Annotated in this window: 14 protein-coding genes; 8 read left to right on the top strand and 6 right to left on the bottom strand. The window is 67.7% G+C overall.

The annotated features are described in order from the left end of the window. The 6 genes from DDE23_RS14950 to DDE23_RS14925 form a co-directional block, all read left to right on the top strand. A partial coding sequence (locus tag DDE23_RS14950) for an Ig-like domain repeat protein (RefSeq protein WP_192883733.1) occupies positions 1 to 2,215 on the top strand: 2,215 nt, incomplete at its 5' end. Positions 2,216 to 2,625: 410 nt separating this feature from the next. Beyond that, on the top strand, positions 2,626 to 4,203 hold the full coding sequence (locus DDE23_RS14945; RefSeq protein WP_107752539.1) for an ABC transporter substrate-binding protein: 1,578 nt from the start codon (positions 2,626 to 2,628) through the stop codon (positions 4,201 to 4,203). 105 nt (positions 4,204 to 4,308) lie between these two features. Then, positions 4,309 to 5,295, top strand: coding sequence for an ABC transporter permease (locus tag DDE23_RS14940; protein ID WP_107752538.1), 987 nt, complete (start codon positions 4,309 to 4,311; stop codon positions 5,293 to 5,295). A 13-nt stretch (positions 5,296 to 5,308) separates the two neighbouring features. Beyond that, complete coding sequence (locus tag DDE23_RS14935) at positions 5,309 to 6,250, top strand: ABC transporter permease (protein WP_107752537.1); 942 nt, start codon at positions 5,309 to 5,311, stop codon at positions 6,248 to 6,250. 11 nt (positions 6,251 to 6,261) lie between these two features. Beyond that, entirely contained in the window at positions 6,262 to 7,257 is a 996-nt protein-coding gene (locus DDE23_RS14930) for an ABC transporter ATP-binding protein (protein WP_107752536.1), read from the top strand. Then, positions 7,250 to 8,242: an ABC transporter ATP-binding protein gene (locus tag DDE23_RS14925; protein WP_107752535.1), complete on the top strand. Its 993-nt coding sequence runs from the start codon at positions 7,250 to 7,252 to the stop codon at positions 8,240 to 8,242. The genes DDE23_RS14930 and DDE23_RS14925 overlap by 8 nt, the downstream gene beginning before the upstream one ends. Positions 8,243 to 8,269: 27 nt before the next feature. Here the strand turns inward: DDE23_RS14925 and DDE23_RS14920 are convergent, their stop codons facing one another. Both DDE23_RS14920 and DDE23_RS14915 read right to left on the bottom strand, forming a co-directional pair. Then, the gene (locus tag DDE23_RS14920; RefSeq protein WP_107752534.1) at positions 8,270 to 10,624 is read right to left on the bottom strand and encodes a CheR family methyltransferase; all 2,355 of its coding nucleotides are present in this window, start codon (positions 10,622 to 10,624) and stop codon (positions 8,270 to 8,272) included. 103 nt (positions 10,625 to 10,727) lie between these two features. Then, entirely contained in the window at positions 10,728 to 12,488 is a 1,761-nt protein-coding gene (locus DDE23_RS14915) for a putative bifunctional diguanylate cyclase/phosphodiesterase (protein WP_107752533.1), read from the bottom strand. 491 nt (positions 12,489 to 12,979) lie between these two features. On the opposite strand from DDE23_RS14915, the gene DDE23_RS14910 reads away from it, so the two are divergent. Together DDE23_RS14910 and DDE23_RS14905 are read left to right on the top strand one after the other, a co-directional pair. Continuing rightward, entirely contained in the window at positions 12,980 to 14,083 is a 1,104-nt protein-coding gene (locus DDE23_RS14910; protein WP_238149994.1) for a polysaccharide biosynthesis/export family protein, read from the top strand. 386 nt (positions 14,084 to 14,469) lie between these two features. After that, the gene (locus tag DDE23_RS14905) at positions 14,470 to 15,603 is read left to right on the top strand and encodes an MraY family glycosyltransferase (RefSeq protein ID WP_107752531.1); all 1,134 of its coding nucleotides are present in this window, start codon (positions 14,470 to 14,472) and stop codon (positions 15,601 to 15,603) included. 39 nt (positions 15,604 to 15,642) lie between these two features. Here the strand turns inward: DDE23_RS14905 and DDE23_RS14900 are convergent, their stop codons facing one another. The 4 genes from DDE23_RS14900 to kynA all read right to left on the bottom strand — a co-directional run bounded on the left by DDE23_RS14900 (position 15,643) and on the right by kynA (position 20,867). After that, positions 15,643 to 16,641 carry a class I SAM-dependent methyltransferase gene (locus DDE23_RS14900; RefSeq protein WP_107752530.1) on the bottom strand — a complete coding sequence of 333 codons (999 nt, stop codon included), beginning with the start codon at positions 16,639 to 16,641 and terminating at the stop codon, positions 15,643 to 15,645. Between the two features lie 279 nt (positions 16,642 to 16,920). After that, positions 16,921 to 19,158 (bottom strand): polysaccharide biosynthesis tyrosine autokinase, encoded by a 2,238-nt coding sequence (locus DDE23_RS14895; RefSeq protein ID WP_170121869.1) that lies wholly within the window; start codon positions 19,156 to 19,158, stop codon positions 16,921 to 16,923. A gap of 1 nt (position 19,159) precedes the next feature. Next, on the bottom strand, positions 19,160 to 19,621 hold the full coding sequence (locus tag DDE23_RS14890) for a low molecular weight protein-tyrosine-phosphatase (protein ID WP_107752528.1): 462 nt from the start codon (positions 19,619 to 19,621) through the stop codon (positions 19,160 to 19,162). Positions 19,622 to 20,030: 409 nt separating this feature from the next. After that, positions 20,031 to 20,867 (bottom strand): tryptophan 2,3-dioxygenase, encoded by an 837-nt coding sequence (gene kynA / locus DDE23_RS14885; protein ID WP_107752527.1) that lies wholly within the window; start codon positions 20,865 to 20,867, stop codon positions 20,031 to 20,033. Positions 20,868 to 20,872: the final 5 nt, after the last annotated feature.

Here is a 20,872-nt window from a genome sequence, read left to right as displayed (position 1 = left end):
CTTCTTCGACGGGGCGACGCTTCTCGGAACCGGGACGCTCACGGGCGGGGTGGCGACGCTGACCACCGGCGCGCTGAGCACCGGCACGCATGAGATCACCGCGCATTACGCCGGGGATGCGAACCACGCGGCGGCGACCTCGCCGGTCCTGAGCCAGGTGATCGCGCCGCTGAGCCCCGGGCTGAGCCTCGTCTCCTCGGTGAACCCGGCGGTGCTGGGCAGCGGCGTCACCTTCACGGCGACGCTGGCCGGGGGCGACGGGCCGACCGGAGAGGTGAGCTTCTTCGACGGGGCGACGCTTCTGGGGACCGGGACGCTCACGGGCGGGGCGGCGACGCTGACCACCGGCGCGCTGAGCACCGGCACGCATGAGATCACCGCGCATTACGCCGGGGATGCGAACCACGCGGCGGCGACCTCGCCGGTCCTGAGCCAGGTGATCGCGCCACCGCCGGACACCACCCCGCCGACAGTGCTGCTTTCGCCGATCACCGGGCCGGCTGGCGGGGTCTATACCGCCACGGCGACCTTCTCGGAACCCGTCACCGGCCTTGCCGCCGGCAATCTGGCGCTGACCAACGCCACGGCCACCATCGCGGGCGGGGATGAGGTCTTTACCCTGACCCTGACGCCGCTGGCCGACGGGCCCTTCAGCGTCGCCGTCCCGGCCGGTGCGACCCAGGATCTGGCGGGCAACGACAACACCGCCTCGACCCCGGTGACGGCGCTGCATGATTCGACGCCGCCCGGCATCGTCTCCTCGCAGCTGACCGGGCCGGTCGGTGGCGTCTATACGCTGCGGCTGACCTTCTCGGAGCCGGTCAACGGGCTCACCGCCTCGGAGATCGTGGCGACCAATGCCACGGTCACGGTCAGCGGCTCGGGCACCGATTACGTGATCGAGATCACCCCGGTCCAGGATGGCCCGGTCTCGGTCATGCTGCCGGCCGACCGGGTGCAGGACGCGGCCGGCAACGGCAATGCCGCCGCCTCGCTGGCCAGCCTGACGCATATCACCGTCTATCCCTCGGTGACGCTCAGCACGGCGGCGACCGCTATCACCAGCCGGGCGCCGATCACGGTCAGCGCCGCCTTTTCGGAAGCGGTGACCGGGCTCATGCTGGGCGAGATCACCGTGACCGGCGGCAGCGCCACGGCGCTGAGCGGCCTGGGGCAGAGCTATGACATCACCATCATCCCGACCGGGGTCGGCGATGTCACGGTGCAGATCCCGGCCGGTGTCGCGCACTCGAGCCTGGGGGCGGCCAATCTGGTCTCGAACCTGCTGCGGGTGGAGGGCCAGATCGTGGCCCTGACCGAAGAGCGGGTGACCACCTTCATGCTGCACCGCGCCGATGCGCTGCTGGCCAGCCAGCCCGACCTGATCGCGCGGCTGCGCGGCAGCGCGCCGGGCGGGTTGGACATCGCCAGCCGCGGCATCGACGGCAGATTCGCCTTCCGCAATTCCTGGCAGAGCGGCATCTGGGCCGATATCCATGGCCGCTGGAACAACGACGGCGGCCTGCAGTCGGATTATCTGTTCGGGGTGATCGGGGCGGAATTCGTCAGCGGGCCGCGGCTGATCTTCGGCGCCATGCTGCAATTCGACCGCATGACCAGCACCGATGCCACCGGCTTCGTGCGCGGGCAGGGCTGGCTGGCCGGTCCCTATGTGGCGGGCCAGATCGGCGACAACCCGCTGTTCTACGAGGCGCGGCTGCTCTATGGCCAGACCCGCAACCGGCTGTCGATCGACAACGGCCTGACCATCTCGGGCTTCGAGACTGAGCGCTGGCTGGGCTCGGTGCGGCTGGCGGGCGAGATGACCCGCGGGGCGCTGATCTTCACGCCCAGCCTTGCCATCAGCCAGACCACCGACAGCCACGACGGCTTCATCGACGGTTACGGCAACCCGATCGCCGCGCAGAGCGTCTCGCTGCTGCAGGGCGAGCTGGGGCTCGATGTGCGCAGGGTCTATGCGCTGGAGCGCGGGGTGCTGACGGTCAACGGCGGCGGCTCGCTGGTCTTCTCAAACGGCGGTCTGGAAAACCTGACCTCGACCGCGCCGATTGCCGACACGCGCGGCCGGGCCTGGCTGGGCTTCGGCTATGACTCGGGCCGCGGGCTGAACTGGACCGGCGAGGTCCGGCTGGACGGGCTGGGCACCGGCTCCATCACGCCGCAGATCGGCCTCACCTGGCGGCTGGACTTCTGATCGGGCCGCCGCCCTGCTCCCTGCCTTTCCGGGCTGGGGGCGGGGCGGCGGAAAGCCCTCGGTCGGCGGTTGACGGATCCTTTTGGAAACCTTCGCACGGCAAGGAATTACCCGCCGCGGGCCAAAGACCGCACAACGGGCCGGGAATTCCGACGCTGCATTCGCAGCAAACAGCGCCGTATCCCGAGACGGGAAAGAAAACGCAATCCTGTCAAAGGCTTCCGGCACAAGAAGCCATCCGCGGTCGGACAGTTTATTCAGCGGTTTCCGATCTGCTCTGCTGCCGTTACGGCATTTGGCGATAAAAGCGGCACCGGGGCGATGCGGCAGAATTGACTCGTTGATAAAATCTGTGTCTCTTCCTCTGATTGTCTGAAAGAAGCAGGCAAATCACCATCAAGGAGACGACCATGACCAAGCTCGCTCGCGCACTGAGCCTTTCGGCTTCGGTTGCCGCGCTGGCCCTGGCCGCCGGGGCCGCACAGGCCGAAACCGTCCGCTGGGCCCGCGTCGCCGATGCGCTGACCCTCGATCCGCACAGCCAGAACGAAGGCCCGACCCTGGCGCTGCTGCGCCATGTCTACGGCACCCTGGTGTCGCGCGCCGTCGATGGCTCGCTGACGCCCGATCTGGCCACCAGCTGGGAAATTCACCCCGAAGACCCGACGATCTGGGTGCTGCACCTGCGCGAAGGCGTGACCTTCCATGACGGCTCGGCCTTCACCGCCGAAGACGTCGTGTTCTCGTATGAGCGCGTGCTGCACGAAAGCTCGGGCTTCCGCGCCATCCACGCCGATGTGGTCGGCGCCGAGGCGGTGGACGAGTACACCGTGCATGTGCAGATGAGCGGTCCGTCGCCCCTCTATCCGAACAACCTCACCAACTTCTTCATCGTCGACAAGACCTGGGCCGAGGCGAATGACGTCGTGGCGCCGCAGAACTACGCCGCCGGCGAGGAGAATTTCGCGGTTCGCAACACCAACGGCACCGGCCCCTATCAGCTGGTCTCGCGCGATCCCGAAGTGCGCACCGTGCTCTCGGTCTTCGACGGCTATTACGGTGACGCGCCGCAGGTGACCGAGGTGATCTACCAGCCGATCGCCGAGGCCGCGACCCGCATCGCCGCGCTGCTGTCGGGCGAGGTCGATTTCGTCCAGGACGTGCCGGTGCAGGACATCGCCCGTCTGGAACAGACCGACGGCATCGCCATCACCACCGGGCCCGAGAACCGCAACATCTTCTTCGCCTATAACGCGACCTCGCCGACCCTGCGGTCGACCAACGTGGCGGACAACCCCTTCTCGCATCCCGAGATCCGCGAAGCGATGGCGCTGGCGCTTGACCGCGACGCGATCCGTCAGGTGGTGATGCGCGGCCAGTCGCAGCCCTCGGCTGCGCCGCTGCCGCCCTTCGTCAACGGCTGGACCGAAGAGATGAACGCCTATGGCGCGCCGGATTACGAGCGGGCCGCGGAACTGGTGCGCTCGGTCTATCCGGACGGTTTCTCGGTGCAGCTGGACTGCCCGAACGACCGCTACCTGAACGACGAGGCGATCTGCCAGGCCACCGTCGGCATGCTGGGCCGCATCGGCATCAACGTGTCGCTGAACTCGCAGACCCGCTCGCTGCACTTCCCGCTGATCGAGAATCTGGAAACGGATTTCTATCTGCTGGGCTGGGGCGTGCCGACCTTCGATTCGGCCTATGTCTTCAACTTCCTGGTTCACACCCGCGAAGGGTCGTATGGCGCCTATAACGGCGGCCAGTATTCGAACCCCGAGGTTGACGCGATGATCGAAGAGATCGCCACGATGACCGATCTGGACGAGCGCAACGCCACCATCGCCCGCATCTGGGACCGGGTGATGGAAGACCGCGTGTTCCTGAACGTGCACAACCAGCTGCTGGCCTATGCGGTCCGCGAGGGGATCAACATCGACGTTCATCCCGAGAACTCGCCGACCCTGTGGACTGTCACCATCGACTGATCCGCCTGGTCAAGGCGCCCGGGCTTCTCCGGCCCGGGCGCCGCTTCGGCCCCAGACATCAGCGCCGCTGATTTCCCTGCGCTCGCCCCATTCCGGGACCCGCCCATGATCGCCTTCATCATCCGTCGCCTGCTGCAATCGGTCATCGTCATGATCGCCGTCGCCGCGGTATCCTTCACGCTGTTCCGCTTCGTCGGCGACCCGATCAATTCGATGGTCGGGCAAGAGACCTCGATCGCCGACCGCCAGGCCCTGCGCGACAGCCTGGGTCTGAACGACCCCATCGTCCTGCAATTCGGCCGCTTCCTGGGCAATGCCCTGCAAGGCGAATTCGGCATCTCCTACCGGCTGCAGATGCCGGTCACCGAGCTGATCCTGCAACGCCTGCCCGCCACGGTCGAGCTGGCGCTGGTCTCGGGGCTTCTGGCCTTCGTGCTGGGGCTGTCGCTCGGCGTCTATACCGCGCTCAGACGCCGGGGCGTCTTGTCCAACATCATCATGACTGCCTCGCTGATCGGCGTGTCGCTGCCCACCTTCCTGATCGGCGTGCTGCTGATCTGGGTCTTCGCCGTGGAACTGCGCTGGCTGCCCTCGAACGGGCGGGGCGAGGTCGTGGCGCTGGGGGATTGTTGGTCCACGGGCCTGCTGACCCATTCCGGGCGCCTGGCGCTGATCCTGCCCGCCATCACGCTGGGCCTTTACCAGATGACGCTTATCATGCGGCTGGTCCGGGCCGAGATGCTGGAAGTCCTGCGCGCCGATTACATCAAATTCGCCCGGGCCCGCGGCCTGTCGGCCCGCGCGGTGAACTTCGGCCATGCGCTGAAAAACACGCTGGTGCCGGTCATCACCATCACCGGGTTGCAACTGGGCTCGATCATCGCCTTCGCCATCATCACCGAGACGGTGTTCAACTGGCCCGGCGTCGGCGCGCTGTTCATCAACTCGGTCCGCTTCGTCGATGTGCCGGTGATGGCCGCCTATCTGATGATGATCGCGCTGATCTTCGTGGTCATCAACCTGATCGTCGACCTTCTCTATTACGCCGTCGACCCCCGCCTGCGCGTGGACCGCGCCGGCAAGGCCCATTGACGGGAGCCCCGCCATGACCCCGAACACCCCCGGCAAGACCCCCGGCCGCCTCTATCGCCTGTGGGACAGCGACCTGTTCTATGCCTTCCGCACGGCGCCGGTCGCCATCGTCGCCACGCTGGTTGCGCTGACCATCATCGCCTGCGCGGTCCTTGCGCCCTGGCTGGCGCCGATGAACCCCTACAACCCCGGCGGCCTCAACCTGATGAACGGCTTCACCCCGCCGATGGAGCCGAACGCCTTCACCGGCGAGACCTTCCTCATGGGCGCCGACAATCAGGGCCGGGACATGCTGTCCACCATCATGTACGGCACCCGCACCTCGCTTTTCGTCGGCGCCATGGCGGTCCTGTTTGCCATGACGCTGGGCATCTCCATCGGGCTTTACGCCGGATGGCGCGGCGGCTGGGTCGATGGCGCGCTGATGCGGGTCGCGGATGTGCAGCTGGCCTTCCCGGCGATCCTGATCGCGCTGTTGATCTTCGGCATCGCCCGGGGCTTCATCCCCGACAACATGCGCGACCAGCTGGCGATCTGGGTGCTGATCGTCGCCATCGGCCTCAGCGACTGGGTGCAATTCGCCCGGGTCGTGCGCGGGGCGACGATGGTCGAGAAGAACAAGGAATACGTGCAGGCCGCCCGGGTCATCGGCGCCCATCCGGCCAAGATCATGTTCCGCCACATCCTGCCCAACGTGATGGGCCCGGTGCTGGTCATCGCCACGATCAGCCTGGCGCTGGCCATCATCGCCGAGGCGACGCTCTCGTTCCTCGGCGTCGGCGTGCCGCCGACCCAGCCCAGCCTCGGGACGCTGATCCGCATCGGCCAGGGCTTCCTGATCTCGGGCGAGTGGTGGATCCTGCTCTTCCCGTCCCTCACCCTTCTGGCGCTGGCGCTGTCGGTCAACCTGCTTGGTGACTGGCTGCGCGACGCGCTGAACCCCCGTCTTCGTTAAGGGAGCCCGCCATGGCTGACCCCCTTCTGTCCGTCCGCGATCTGGTGGTGGAATTCCCCACCCGCCGCGGAACCCTGCGCGCGCTGGACCGCGTGAGTTTCGACATCATGCCGGGCGAGGTGCTGGGCATGGTCGGCGAATCCGGTGCGGGGAAATCCATCACCGGCGCCGCCATCATCGGCCTGATCGAGCCGCCCGGCCGCATCGCGGGCGGCGAGATCCGGCTCAAGGGCGAGCGGATCGACACCCTCCGTCCCGAGGCCCTGCGCAGGATCCGCGGCAAGCGGATCGGCATGGTGTTCCAGGACCCGCTGACCTCGCTCAACCCGCTCTATACCGTGGCGCAGCAGCTGATCGAGACGATCCGCACCCATATCGACTGTTCGGAAGCCGAGGCCCGCAAGCGCGCCGTGGCCCTGCTGGACCGCGTGGGCATCCCCGCCGCCGCCCGCCGGATCGACGATTACCCGCATCATTTCTCTGGGGGCATGCGGCAGCGGGTGGTGATCGCGCTGGCGCTCTGCGCCGAGCCCGAGCTGGTCATCGCCGACGAGCCGACGACGGCGCTGGATGTGTCCGTGCAATCGCAGATCATCGAGGTGCTGAAGGACATCTGCGCCGAACGCGGCGCTGCCGTCATGCTCATCACCCATGACATGGGCGTCATCGCCGAGACCGCCGACCGCGTGGCCGTGCTCTATGCCGGGCGCGTGGCCGAGATCGGGCCGGTGCGCGAGGTCATCACCGAGGCGCTGCATCCCTATACCCGCGGCCTGATGGGCTCCATCCCGACGCTGACCCAGGAAAGCGACCGGCTGGTGCAGATCCCCGGCGCCATGCCGCGGCTCAATGCCATCCCGCAGGGCTGCGCCTTCAACCCGCGCTGCGACCGGGCCTTCGCCCCCTGTTTCACCGACCGCCCCGAGCTGCTGGCGCTGGCGGGCGGGCGTCAGGTGGCCTGCTGGCTGCACGACACCGCCAAAGCGCAGGAGGTGCCCCATGGCTGAACCCTTGCTGAAGATCGAGGGCCTGACCCGCCGTTTCGACGTCTCGAAACCCTGGCTCAACCGGGTGATCGAGCGGGACGAGAAGCAATTCCTCACCGCCAACGCCGATGTAAGTTTCGAGATCGCCAAAGGCGAGACCTTCGCGCTGGTCGGCGAAAGCGGGTCCGGCAAATCGACCATCGCCAAGATGGTCGTGGGCCTGCTGCCGCCGTCCGCGGGCACCATCACTTTTGCCGGGCAGAAGATCGACACGGGCGCGGGCATCCCCCGCAGCCTGCGCCGCCGCTTCCAGATGATCTTTCAGGATCCCTTCGCCAGCCTCAATCCGCGCTGGCGGGTGGGCGAGATCATCGCCGAGCCGATCCGCACCTTCGGCCTGATGAACCCGACCGACGCCCGCAACGAGGCCGCACGGCTGCTCGAGGTCGTGGGCCTGTCCGCGGGTGACGTGAACAAGTTCCCGCACGAGTTCTCGGGCGGCCAGCGCCAGCGGATCGCCATCGCCCGCGCCCTGTCCTCGAAACCCGAGTTCATCGTCTGCGACGAGCCGACCTCGGCGCTGGACGTGTCGGTGCAGGCGCAGATCCTGAACCTGATGCGCGATCTGCAGGACGAATTCGGCCTGACCTACCTGCTCATCAGCCATGACCTGTCGGTCGTGCGGCATATGTCCACCCGGATCGGCGTCCTCTACCTCGGCCGTCTGGTCGAGGTGGCGCAGGGCAAGCGCCTGTTTTCCGAGCCGCAGCATCCCTATACCCGGATGCTGCTGGATGCGGTGCCGGATCTGGCGCTGTCCGGCCGCCGGCGCCACGCGGTCGAGGGCGAGATCCCGAACCCGATCTCCCCGCCCCCCGGCTGCGCCTTCCACCCGCGCTGCCCGCTGGTCCATGACCGCTGCAAACGCGAGGTGCCGCAGCCCCGGCCGACCCCCATCGGTCAGGCGGCCTGCCACGCGCTGGACCGGCTCGCGCCCGCCGCCTGACCCCGCTGACCGAAAGGGGCCGACGCCTCAGCGTGTCGGCCTGCGGAAGATGACGAAGGCCGCGTCTGGCTGTCCGCCGTGGCGCTGGTCGGCGATGGGATGGATTTCCAGCGACAGGGGGCCGGAGTCGGTCATGCCCTGACCCGAGAAGACGGCGCCGTCCTCGATGGCCCGCGTCACTTCGGCGGGCAGGTCGACGAAGGACAGCTTCGGCCCCGCCACGCTCAGGCTGCGCCCGACATCGGGTTTTTCCAGCAGGAACCAGCGGGCCACATGGTTGCTGAACCGACGGATGTTCAGCCTTGCGTCGACCACCAGCAGCCCGATGTCCAGGATCGTCAGCAGCGATTCCGTCTCGGTGTGCAGGCGGGACAGTTCGGCGGGCTGCTCTTCGTGCCCGGCGCTGACCGTGACCCGCGCCTCATCGACCGCGTGCGCTTCCTCGCCACCGGCCTCCAGCCGGACGCGGATCAGCAACAGCAGCGGTTCCCGGTGCCGGTCCAGCGGCTCGAAATGCAGGGTCACGCCCTGTTGGCGCCCCTCGTTCAGATCGACCGTCACCCGGCGCGAGAACGGAACCATCGCCCCGCCGCGCAGCTTCTCCAGCGCCCGGTTGATGAGGAAATGCAGGTCGCGGTGCAGGATGTGTTCCACCGACCATTCGGTCAGGTCGTTGGGGGTGTCGACCAAGGCACCTGCCGCGCCGAACCAGGCCAGAACCTCGCCATCCGACGAGACGATGATCGACGAGGGCGCATAGGTTTCGAGCAGGTGCTCAGTGGTCCTGATCAACGCCTCGCGCCCGCGGTGCTCGGCATAGTCGCCCGGCCCGGCCGAGGCCCGCCGCGACAGGGTCGGCGCCGCCTGCCCCCGGGGGACGCCGGGCGCCTCGTCCCCGGGGACGCGCCGGGTCAGACGTCTGGGCAGACCCTCGCGCGCCAGAACCCGTGGCCCCGAGGTCTTGCGGAACAGCCGCCAGCGACCGTCCAGGGTTTCGAAGTCATCGGCGAATTGGCCCGGCGTCTCGGACGGGCCCAGCAGCAGCACGCCATGCTTGCGCAGCCCGAACAGGAACATGGAGATGACCCGCGCCTGCGCCTTTTCCCGCAGATAGATCAGGAAGGTGCGGCAGGACACCAGATCGAGGTCCAGAAACGGCGGATCGGTGAGCGTGTCATGGACCGAAAAGATCATCCGCTGCCTGAGCGAGGCGCCGATCGTGTAGTCTTCGCCCCGCCGTTCGAAATAGCGCTGGCGCAGCGGCTTGGGGATCTTGCGCAGCGCCGCCGCCGGATAGGTCCCGTTCGAGGCCCGCTCGATGGAGGGCTGGTGCCCATCGGTGGCGATGATGCGAAAGCCCCGCGGGTTGCCCGTGGCGCGCAGGGCCTCGGCCAGTTCGATGGCGATGGTATAGGCCTCCTCGCCGCCGGCGCATCCGGCGACCCAGACCCGTACCGGGGTCTCGGTGCCGAGGTCGGCGGCGAAAGGGGCGAGCGCGGTCTCCCGCAGCCGGGCGATGGCCTCGGGATCGCGGTAGAACCCGGTCACGCCGACAAGCAGGTCGTGGTACAGCTCGTTCACCGCCTCGGGCGAGGATCGCAGCAGCGCCAGATACCCGGCCGGATCCTCGATCCCGCGCAGATGCTGCCGCCGGATGATCCGGTGCTGCAGGTCGGTTTCCTTGCAGGCGCTGACATCGAGGTGGCGCTGGCGTTCCAGCAGGCGAAGGATCGCCAGGAAGATGTCCTCGGTCCCGGGGCGGGCCTCGGGCGCCGGTTTCGGGATGGCGCCAAAGATCTCGTGGATCGCCTGCGGGATCTCGGCGGCGCCTGCGACCCGGTCATGGATGCCCAGCGTCAGGATCGCCTGCGGCATCGAGGGGAAATCCGCCTCGGCCGGGTCCTGCACCACCAGCACCCCGCCCGCGGCGTGAAAGACCTGCGCCCCCTGCGCCCCGTCGCGGCCCGCGCCCGACAGGATCACCGCCGCGGTCTTGCCCCCGGCGCGCGGCGCCAGCGAGGCGACCATCGTGTCGATGGGCCGATACGGCACCGGGTCTTCGGGGGCATGGGGCGCGGTGCGAAACACGTCGCCCTGCAAGTCCGCGCGGGTGTCCGGCCGGTTCAGGAAGATCGTATCGGGCGCGATCTCGGCCCCGTCCTCGATATGGCGGATGGCCAGCCGGGTTTTCCGCGCCAGCCATGCATCCGTGATCGGGCGGTGATCGGGCGACGGGTGCTGAATGACGACAAAGCACCAGCCCGCGGAATCCGGCGCATGGGCGAAGAAGCGTTCCAGCGGCACCAGCCCCCCGGCCGAGGCCCCGATCACCACCAGCGGGATCGCCCTGTCCCCGGGGGCCTTTTCTTCGGAGTCGGTCATGACCTGTTCCTCCGCTTTCCGGTGCCACCTGCCTGGCACCGCCCCACCCGACGCCAGCGGCGCGCAGCGACGGCGGAGGCGGGCGCGGGGCGACAAAAGCGTCTCACGCCGTGCGATAGGCCCGCTCGGGCGCCGGGCGGCCGAAGTGATAGCCCTGGGCAAGGATGCAGCCCATGCCGAGCAGCATCTCGGCGGTCGGCGCGTCCTCGACCCCTTCGGCGACCAGCGACAGGTTGAAGGCCCGGGCGATCTCGATCAGGGATTTGGCGATCACCCGCTGCGAGGGGCCCTGCCGCATCTCGGCCACGTAACTGCGGTCGATCTTTATCATGTCCACCGGCCAGAGCCGCAGATGACCCAGCCCGCCATAGCCGGTGCCGAAATCGTCCAGCGCCACCCGCGCCCCGCGACGGCGCAATTCGGTGAGGTTCTGGAACACCGGCCCGGTGGTCGCCCCCAGCATGGTGTTCTCGGTCACCTCGACCACGATCTGTTCCCAGCGCAGGCTGTGGCGGGTCAGCAGCGTCTGAACCTCGAACACGAATTCCGGCTTGACCAGATCGGCCATGCCCAGATTGACCGACAGGGTCTGCCCCGGTGCCTCGGCAAAGCCGGCAAAGGCGGCCAGCGCCTTGTCCAGCAGCGCCTCGGTCAGCTTCTCGGCCAGTTCCGGGGCCGAGAACACCGCCGAGAATTGCTGCGGCACCAGCAGGCCCCGGGGCGGATCGTTCCAGCGCGCCAGCATCTCGTAGCCCGCGCGCCGCCCGGTGGTCAGGTCGATGATCGGCTGGAAATAGGGCTCCAGCTCGCCCCGCCGGATGGCCCGCAGGAACCGCGGCCGGATCAGCGTGGCGCTGAAATTGGCGTGGACCGACGCGTCATAGATCTCGCCCGGACGGCACCGGGACTGCTTGGAGGCGTAGAGCGCGGCATCGGCCTGTTCGATCAGGACATCGAGCGGGATCTGCGGGCTGGTCTGCGCCGCGGCGCCGATGCTGACATGCCCGAGGTTGGGCTTGCCCAGCCGCGCCGCGACCCGCTGCACATCGCTGCCGCAGCGGTTCATCTGCGCCTCGAGCTGGTCCTTCACATCGGCATGCAGGGTCACGAGGGCCGCGAATTCGTCGCCGCCGATCCGGCCGATCACCGCGTCGCCGGGCAGGCTGCGCTGCAGCGCCGCGGCGATCTCGGACAGATAGACATCGCCGAACGGATGGCCGTAGACGTCGTTCACCTGCTTCATCCGGTCGACATCGACCATCATCAGCGCATGCCGTCCTGCGCCGTCGCCCAGCCGCTCGTTGCAGCGCGCGCGGAAGGCCTGATGGGTCAGCAGCCCCGACAGCCCGTCCCTCTCGGCCAGCGCCGCCAGCCGCTGCGCGCGCCGCTTCTCGATGCTGTAGGCCAGAAGCAGCTGGTGGGCGCTGCCGCTGCCCTTCACCAGGCTGCGCAGCAGCGCCAGGGCCGAGGCGACGCAGGGCTGTTCCAGCGGCGCCGTCCCCGCCTCGCGGGTGGCGATGACGAAGAGGCCCAGCGCCTCGCCGTCCGGACCATGGATCGGTACGCCGCGCATCACCCCCTCGCCAAGGGGCCATGCCAGCGGCCATTCCGGCGCTCCGCCCGCCTCCGGCGTGGCCAGCGCGCGCGGCCGGTGCCGCAGTGTCCGGGCCAGCGCGCCAATGGCGTCCTGCAGCGGCGCGGCGGGCCCGGCCGGGTCGCAGACGATCACCGTGTCAAAGGCGGGGAAAAACGCGGCGAGCGGGATGAAGGCCGCACCCAGACACGCCGGTGTCAGGCTGAGCCGAAGGACCAGGACGATCTGCTCCCGCAACTCCGAGGTCTCGACGAAACGCTCGTCATCCAATTCCTTACCTCCGCAGGGACTGGGCAATCACACGCAACTACGACGCGAATCTCGCGGTCGAAGGGTTATTAGGACGCTAATCTCCTGTCTTTCTCAAGCCTTGTGATGCGTCAGGCCGAATTGGCCTGCGAATGCCGACACGGTCGACACAGGGTCTGTGCTCTGGCCGCGCCGGTCAGGCCCGATCGGCGAAGATGCGCGGATCGGGGACCCGGCAGGCACTTTCGTCTCGAACGGAGCGCCGCGCTGCGCTATCGGGGGGACGAGCGGCCGGGGCGGCGCCCCCGGCCCGGAGAGTGTGGCGCAACCGTCACACTTGGTGAGCAATATCGGTTGAGTTCGTGATTCACCGTGCTAGGTGACGTGAGGATTTGCGCGGTATGGATGGCTGTGACATTGATACGGAAACATCGCGCGCACATTGGAATTGTGAGAAGATGATGACGACGCACGAGATGGGGCCAGTGGACCGGGGTACAAGTATGCTGAACATGGTCCGTCGGACCCTTTCAAAGGGCGTTGGCGCCTTGGCGCTCGCTCTGGCGGTGGGGGCCTGTTCAGATGGCTACGTCCGCTTTCCGGTGACCGAGCAGGCGCAGCGCTCGCTGGGCCCCGATATCGAGGTCGTCGTGCTGGATGCGACGAACATCGACGGCTTCACCCGCCCTGCGCGCGGCTTCGCGGGCACCGACCTGCCGACCGGGCGCAACTGGACCTATATGGTCGGCGCGGGCGACATCCTGTCGGTGATCGTCTTCAACCACCCCGAGCTGACGCTCCCGGCCGGTGAATCGCGCAGCGCCGCGGAGAGCGGCTTTCAGGTCGGCGCCGACGGCACCTTCAACTATCCCTATATCGGCCAGGTGCAGGCTGCCGGGCGCCCGGTCGACCAGATCCGCAGCGATATCACCCAGCGCCTGCGCGAATTCATCCCCGACCCGCAGGTCGATGTCCGCATCGCCGATTACAACGCCCAGGCCATTGTCGTCTCGGGCGAGGTGCGCGAACCCAACCGCCAGCCCCTCACCGCCGTGCCCCTGACGCTGATCGAGGCCGTGAACGCCGCGGGCGGTTTCACCGACGCGGCCGATCTGCGCGCGGTTTCGGTGCAGCGCTCGGGCCGGGTGCATACCGTCGATGTTCAGGGCTTCCTCAGCGCCGGCATGCGGCAGAACAACCCGGTCCTGCGCAACGGCGACATCGTCAGCGTGCCGCGCCGCCGGGCCGAGGAGGCCTATCTGCTGGGCGAGATCGCGCGGCCGGACGTCATGGACCTTTCGGTCGAGCCGATCACCCTGACCCAGGCCGTGACCCGGCGTGGCGGTCTGCAGCAGGGCCGGGCCGATGCCCGCGGCGTGCTGGTGTTCCGCCGTCAGCAGCTGCTGGAAGGCGGCGTGACGCGGGTCTGGACCCGGGTGTTCCAGCTGGATGTCTCGGATCCCGCGGGCCTGCTGCTCGGCACCCGATTCGTGCTGGAGCCGGGCGATGTGGTCTATGTCCTGCGCTCGCCGCTGCAACGCTGGAACGACACGATCAGCCGCCTGCTGCCCAGCGCCCAGGCCCTGAACCTGGCGCAGGATCTGCAGCCGGAATAAGCCCCGGGGCCAGGCGCCCGGGCCGGGAACGGCGCCCCCCGGGCGCCGTTTTTCGTGGCGGTCCAAAGGCCTGGGTCAGGGGGTCGGCGGATCGGCGCGCAGCCCGGCCCGAAGCCCCGCAAAGTTGTTCACAACTTTCGCGATAGGATTGAGGGAATCCGTGAATTCGACTATGATTTTAACCGTTCAAGTGGCGTTCAGTTCGGTTTTGCTTGACCTTCGGGCACCTGGCGCCGCGTCGATGATGACGTTCCCGAGCGTGACAGGGGCATCACTGCGAGACTGTTGACCCAGACCAAGGACCCCTTCTGACCGATGACGGAACGCAGGCCCTCGCTTTGCGAGCTCTTACTGCTTCACACGGATATTCTTTGAGGTTTTTTCAGATGTTTAGTGCTTTTGTCGACAGCGAGGAGCTGGCCGCCCTTCTGGTGGCCGCGACGGTCTGCGGCGTCCTTGTTATCAAGACCCGCAGCAGCTGGTCGCGGCTGATGCGCGTGGGTGACCTCGGCGCCATCCAGGCCGCCCATTCGACCCCGACACCGCGCCTTGGCGGCATCGCCGTCTTCGTGGCGGTCGTCACGGCGGCGCTGCTGGGCCTGCCCGGCTGGGATTCGCTCTGGGTCCTGCTGCTGGTCGCCTCGGTGCCGCTCTTCCTGTCCGGCGCGGCCGAGGATCTGGGCTTTCCCGTCGCGCCGGTCGGCCGGCTGGCTGCGGCGCTGGCTTCGTCGGTGCTGGTGGTCTGGTTCGGCGAGACCTGGATCACGCACACCGGCGTGCCGTGGCTGGATCTGTTCCTGGCCTGGTCGCCGCTCGCCATCGTCGTTTCGGTGGTTGCCGCGGCCACCGTGGCGCATGCCTTCAACCTGATCGACGGGCTGAACGGCCTCGCGGGATCGGCTGCCTTCATCTGCGCGCTGAGCCTGCTGGGCACGGCGCTGTCGGTCAACGACATGGAGATCGCCGTCATCGCCTCGGTGCTGGCGGCGGCGGTGCTGGGCTTCCTGCTGTTCAACTTCCCCTTCGGCTCGATCTTTTTTGGCGATGCCGGGGCCTATACCGTGGGTTTCCTGCTGGCCTGGATGGGCATCCTGCTGGCGGGGCGCCACGCGGATGTCACGCCCTTCGCGATGGTGTTGGCAATGTTCTGGCCGCTGGCTGACCTGACGCTGGCAATCTTCCGCCGCTATCAGCGTCACTCGCCCCTCGCCGCGCCGGACCGGCTGCATTTCCACCATCTCGTGCTGCGCAGCCTGGAGATCGCCTTTTTCGGCCGGGCGCGCCGCAACATCGCCAATCCCGTCGCCACGGCGGTGATGCTGCCGCTGATCGCCGCGCCTGCCGTGGCGGGTTTCCTGCTGCATGACCAGCCGGGCGAGGCGGCGGTGACGCTGGCCTGCTTCTTCGCGCTCTATTTTACCGTCTATCTGATCGGCATGCGCCTTGCGATGCACCGGCTGCGCAACGGCTCCGTCAAGGGCCGGCGCGAGGGGCCCAGGGGCCTGCACGCGGCCCAGTGACCCTGTGTGACCGCGGGGCGCGCGCGGCCGGGGCGCCGGTCAGGCCGTCGGCTTGCGGGCGACGATCTTCTGATAGGTGATCGGACCGCGCCTGACCTCGGGCGCGACGCGGTCGCCGAAGCAGACGTGATAGCCGACCAGCCCCGCCACCGCGTTGCGGGCGAAATAGCGCGGGATCACCCGCAGCGCCATGCGCCACTTGCGCTCGGTGAAGGCCTTCGTGGCCCGGCTGTGCAGCCGCACGAGCCCCGCCCGCGTCTGCTCGGTCACATCCTCGGCTGCCGTCACCTCCAGCTCCGCCGCGGCGAAGGCCTCCTGCCAACGCCCTTCGTCATGAAAGCCACGGGCTACGGCGGTGGTGATCTCGTAAAGCTTGGTCGCCGTGACCAGATCCTCGGGGAAATTGGCGAAACCCGGCTTGCGATGGGCGTCGAACAGGACCACATGGCCGCCCGGACGCAGATGCCGGGCAATCAGCCGGGCGACAGGCCCGGGGTCGTTGGCATAGCACAGCGTCTCGATGCCGAAGATGGCGTCGAACTGGCCCAGATCCTCGGGCAGATCCTCGAAACTGGCCTGACGGAAGCCGAGGTTCGGCAGCTTGCGGGCCTTGGCCTCGGCACGCTCGACATGCTGTGCCATCAGGTCGGTCCCGAGGAACGAGACATGCGGCAGGCGTTCGGCCAGATGCAACGAATTGGCCCCCAGCCCGCAGCCCAGTTCCAGCACCCGCTGGCCCGGCCGGTCGTCCAGATGCCGTGCCACCTCGGCCGCCTGGGCGAAAAAGGCCTCGCCCTCGCTCAGCGTGCCGTCGTGCAGCGGCAGATGCATGCATTGCCACGGGTTGTAGAGCCGCGAATAGCCCGGCAGCGATTGCCGGTAGTAGGAATCGACGAATTCATCCCCGCTATCGGCGATGATCCGGTCGATCCCGAACGAGCGGTCGATCAGCGCCAGCGAATGGCTCAGGGAAAAAATCAGCGGCGCCTCGCTGATGACCTGCGGGACAGGCGTCGCATCGTCGGCCGCAGCCTTCATGTCAAGATTCGTCACGGAAAGAACTTTCGAGGATCAAGAAGGGAAGGTCGCGTCGCAATTTCGCGGCGTCTGTAGCAAACTCGGTACAACAAGGTCCAGATCGGGTTTGCCCTTGCCCGACGGGGTCGGAATGTCCCGTGCCCGTCAAAGCGCCGTATCCCGTCCTGCGTGCCGTCGCGGACCCGGGCTGGCGATAGAGCAGGGCGCACCCGGTGACGACAGCGAATCGCGGGCCCAACGCCCCCCGGACGACTGAACGGGCGCGCCGCGCCCGCGTTTTCAATCGGTCCGCTGCTTGTATTCGTAGCGATAGCCATAGGCATAGCCATAGCGGCTGCTGTTGCGCGCCTTGCGTGGATCGAAGCCGTTCAGCACGGCACCATTGTAGCGCAGCCCGGCCGAGGCATAGATCTTCATCGAGGCGTCAATCTCTTTCGGATGGGTCAGGTCGTGGCGGGCGATGAACAGCGTGGCCCCGGCCTCGCGCGAGACGATGACCGGATCGGTCACCGCCAGCGTCGGCGGGCAGTCGAGGATCGTCAGGTCGAAATTCTCGCCGCACCAGTCCAGCAGCTCGCGCATCTGCGCCCGCAGCAGCAGTTCGGAGGGGTTGGGCGGGTATTTGCCGGTTGGGATGACGTAGAAATCGGGGACCGGCCCCATCAGGATGACGTCCTCGACCGCGCGTTCGCCCGACAGGATGTCGGCCAGGCCCGGCTGCGAGCGGGGCAGGTTGAAGAAGCGGCGCAGCTGGCCACGGCGCATGTCGGCGTCGATCAGGCAGACGCGCTGCCCGGCCTGCGCGGCCACCACGGCCAGGTTGGTCGACACGAAGCTCTTGCCCGCCGAAGGATGCGCCGAGGTGACGGCCAGCGTCGGGGATTTGGCATCGAGCATGCCGAAATGCAGGCTGGTGCGCAGCGAACGGAAGGCCTCGATCGCCATATCGTCTGGACGCTCCAGCGCCAGGATCGGCTGCTGGTCCTTGCGCTTGCCCATCGTGTCGGAATGCGGGCTGTAGTTGATGGTGGCGAACATCGGCAGACCCAGCTGCTCGATCTCCGAGGCATCCTGGACACCCTTGTGCAACGCATTGCGCACCAGAACCAGCGCGATCCCCGCGATCATGCCCAGTATCAGGCCGATCATCAGCACCTGCGCGCGGCGGGGGGCGATCGGGTTGAGCGTGGCGGCGGCGGTATCGACGATGCGCACGTTGCCGATGGTGCTGGCGCGCAGGACCTCGACCTGTTGCGCGCGGGTCAGCAACTCGGTGTAGAGCTGCTGGGCCAGTTCCATGTCGCGGGTCAGGTTGACGATCTGGCGCTGGGTCTCGGGCAGCTCGCCCACCTGGGCACGAAGCTCGGCCAGCCGGGCCTCCAGCCGGGTGCGCTCTTCGATCAGCAGCCGGTAGGTGGGATGCGACGGCGTGTAGCGCTGCGACAGCTCGTCCTCGCGCAGGCGCAACTCGGCGATCTGTCCCTCGATATTGGTGACCGAGGTGAGCAGCGTCTGCGTCTCCAGCGTCAGATCGACCGAGACCTGCTGCTGGCGGAAAGCGTTCAGCGCAGCCTCGGCATCGCGCAGCGTCTGCTCGGCCTGCGGGATCTGCTGGCGGATGAAATCGAGGCTGCCTTCGGCCTGCGCCGCGCTGCGCGACACGTTCTGGCCGCGATAGGCGTTGAGCACCGCGTTCAGCGCGCGGACGTTCTCGCTGGAATCGGCGCCGGTGATCCTCAGGTCCAGGATCCCGGAACTGCGGCCGCGCTCGCTGACGCTGAGGCGGTCGCGCAACGAGGTGATCGCTGCGCTCTCGTTGACCTGCATGAGCGTGTAGACCCGGCCCTCGGGCGCCTCGATGCGGCCCACGGTCAGGTAAAAGCCGATATCGGGCAGGGCGAGCGGTTCGCCGACGCGACCCTCGCGGGATTCGCCATCCGGTGTGGCCAGCGTGAAGGTGCCTGCCTCGCCCACTGTCAGCTCCAGCGGCGTGTCCAGCCACGACGGCGGGACCGTCAGCTGCTGCAGCACCAGGCTCTCGCCTGGGCGGGCAAAACGCACGGGCAGGAAGGCGCCGATCACGGGCAGGTTGTAGCGGGCCACCATCGTGCCGAACCCCGGCGCCAGTGCCGGCTCGACGCGCCAGTCCAGGTTGAGGCTGGCCACCGCCTGACCGACCACCAGCCGCGAGCGGATGATCTCGATCTCGGTGACGCTGCGCGGGTCGTTGGCGCCGAGCAGGTCGCTCATCTCGCTGGGCAGCGCCAGGGCGTTGCTGTTCTCTTCCAGCTGCAGGAGAGCGTCGGCCTGATAGGTCGGCTCGGTGTTCAGCAACATCACGAAGGCCAGCACCAGGGCGATGCCCATCGCCAGCATCACCTGGATCTTGCCCTTCCAGATCTTGAACACGATCTCCAGGACGTCGATCTCGCCGTCGTTGCGGGAGGCCTTGTTGTCCTGGGGCGGCGGCGCGGCAGCCTGGCTGCGGCGCGCGCTGGCGTTCTGGTCTTCCAGCATTCTACCGACCCTTTCCCGGCACCAGTTTGCTCGCCCACCCGTCGGCGGCCTTGGCAATGAGATCATACACAGTTTCGTGGAAAGCGCGCGGGTGACGATAGGGGTCGGGAATGCCCTTGCCGCCCACCCAATGGTCGAACAGCATGACCCGGCCCGACAGGTCGGGGGCACGGCGGGCGATCTCGTGCCGGTGGCCGGGTTCCATGACCAGGATCAGATCCGCCTGCTGGCCCAGCTCGCGGGTGAACTGGCGCGCCGAATGGCCGTCCAGGCTGAGGCCGTGCTCGGCGGCGACCTCGGTTGCGGTCTCGTCGGCGGCATGGCCGACCAGCGCGCCGATCCCGGCCGACGTCACGACGGTGGCGGCGCCGCTCTCGGCCAGGCTCTTGGCCAGCAGTCGTTCGCCGACCGGCGAGCGACAGATATTGCCGACGCAGACCACCAGAATGTGATTGACCTTCATGTCAGGATCTCAGCTTTTCGGAAGGGGGGGCTGCCCGGGATGCGCGCCCATAAACGGAGCGCGGCCCACTTGGCAAGCCGGAAACACCCGTGTCCCCGAGCAGTTCCCGATACCCGCGCTTTCAGCGCATGGGGAAGGATCGGGCCCGCACAGAAGATTTCGTACAAGACGCTGTATATCAATGAAAACGGGCCAAAATCGATGGAAGACGCCCGTTTCTAGCACAAACCAGGCCTCAAGAGAAAGGCTTGTCTTGCAGTTGCAGCATGGCGTGGGCAATCGCCTGCCGTCCGCGCAGGCCGTTCAGAACACGGGAAAAATCCGTATCGCAGCCGCCGGTTTGGGGGCCGCTGACTGACACGTGAACGGGGCCGGTCCGTGCCCGGGCGGGCTGGACCGGCCCGACGGGTCACAGGCTGGTGCGCAGCGCCCAGAGCTCGGGGAAGAGCTGCACCTCCAGCATGCGCCGCAGATAGGTCACCCCGCCGGTCCCGCCGGTGCCGCGCTTGAAGCCGATCACCCGCTCGACCGTGGTCACGTGGTTGAAGCGCCAGCGGCGGAAATAATCCTCGAAATCCACCAGCTTCTCGGCCAGTTCGTAGAGTTCCCAATAGCGGTGCGGGTCGGCATAGACCTGGCGCCAGGCTTCCTGCACCGGCTCGGACAGCTGCCAGGGGCGACGCAGGTCGCGCTCCAGCACCTCGGCCGGGATCTCGAACCCTGCCTGGGCCAGCGCCCGCACCGCCACATCATAGAGCGAGGGCTTGGCCAGTTCCGCCTCCAGCGCTTCGGTCAGGTCGGGGCGATGGGCGTGGGGTTTCAGCAGCGCGGTGTTGCGGTTGCCGACGCTGTATTCGATCAGCCGGTATTGCCAGGACTGAAAGCCCGAGCTTTCGCCCAAAGCGCCGCGAAAGGTGGTGTACTCGCTGGGGGTCATGGTCCTGAGCACATCCCAGGCGCTGTTCAGCTGCTCGAAGATCCGCGCCACGCGGCTCAGCATCTTGAAGGCGGGACGCGTCTGCCCCGCTGCCAGCACGGCCCGCGCCGCGCCGATCTCGTGCAGGGCCAGCCGCATCCACAGCTCGCTGGTCTGGTGCTGGATGATGAACAGCATTTCGTCATGCGCGTCCGAGCGCGGGTGCTGCGCGCTCAGGATCGCGTCGAGGCCGAGGTAATCGGTATAGGACATGCGGCCGTCAAAGGCCATTTGCGCGCCCTCGCGCGCGGGATCATAGGCGTCGGTCATTTCGG

The organism is Pararhodobacter aggregans, assembly GCF_003075525.1.
GTDB lineage: Bacteria > Pseudomonadota > Alphaproteobacteria > Rhodobacterales > Rhodobacteraceae > Pararhodobacter > Pararhodobacter aggregans.
Note: the sequence above shows the minus strand (reverse complement) of the source record. Positions and strands in the feature narration are given on the sequence as shown.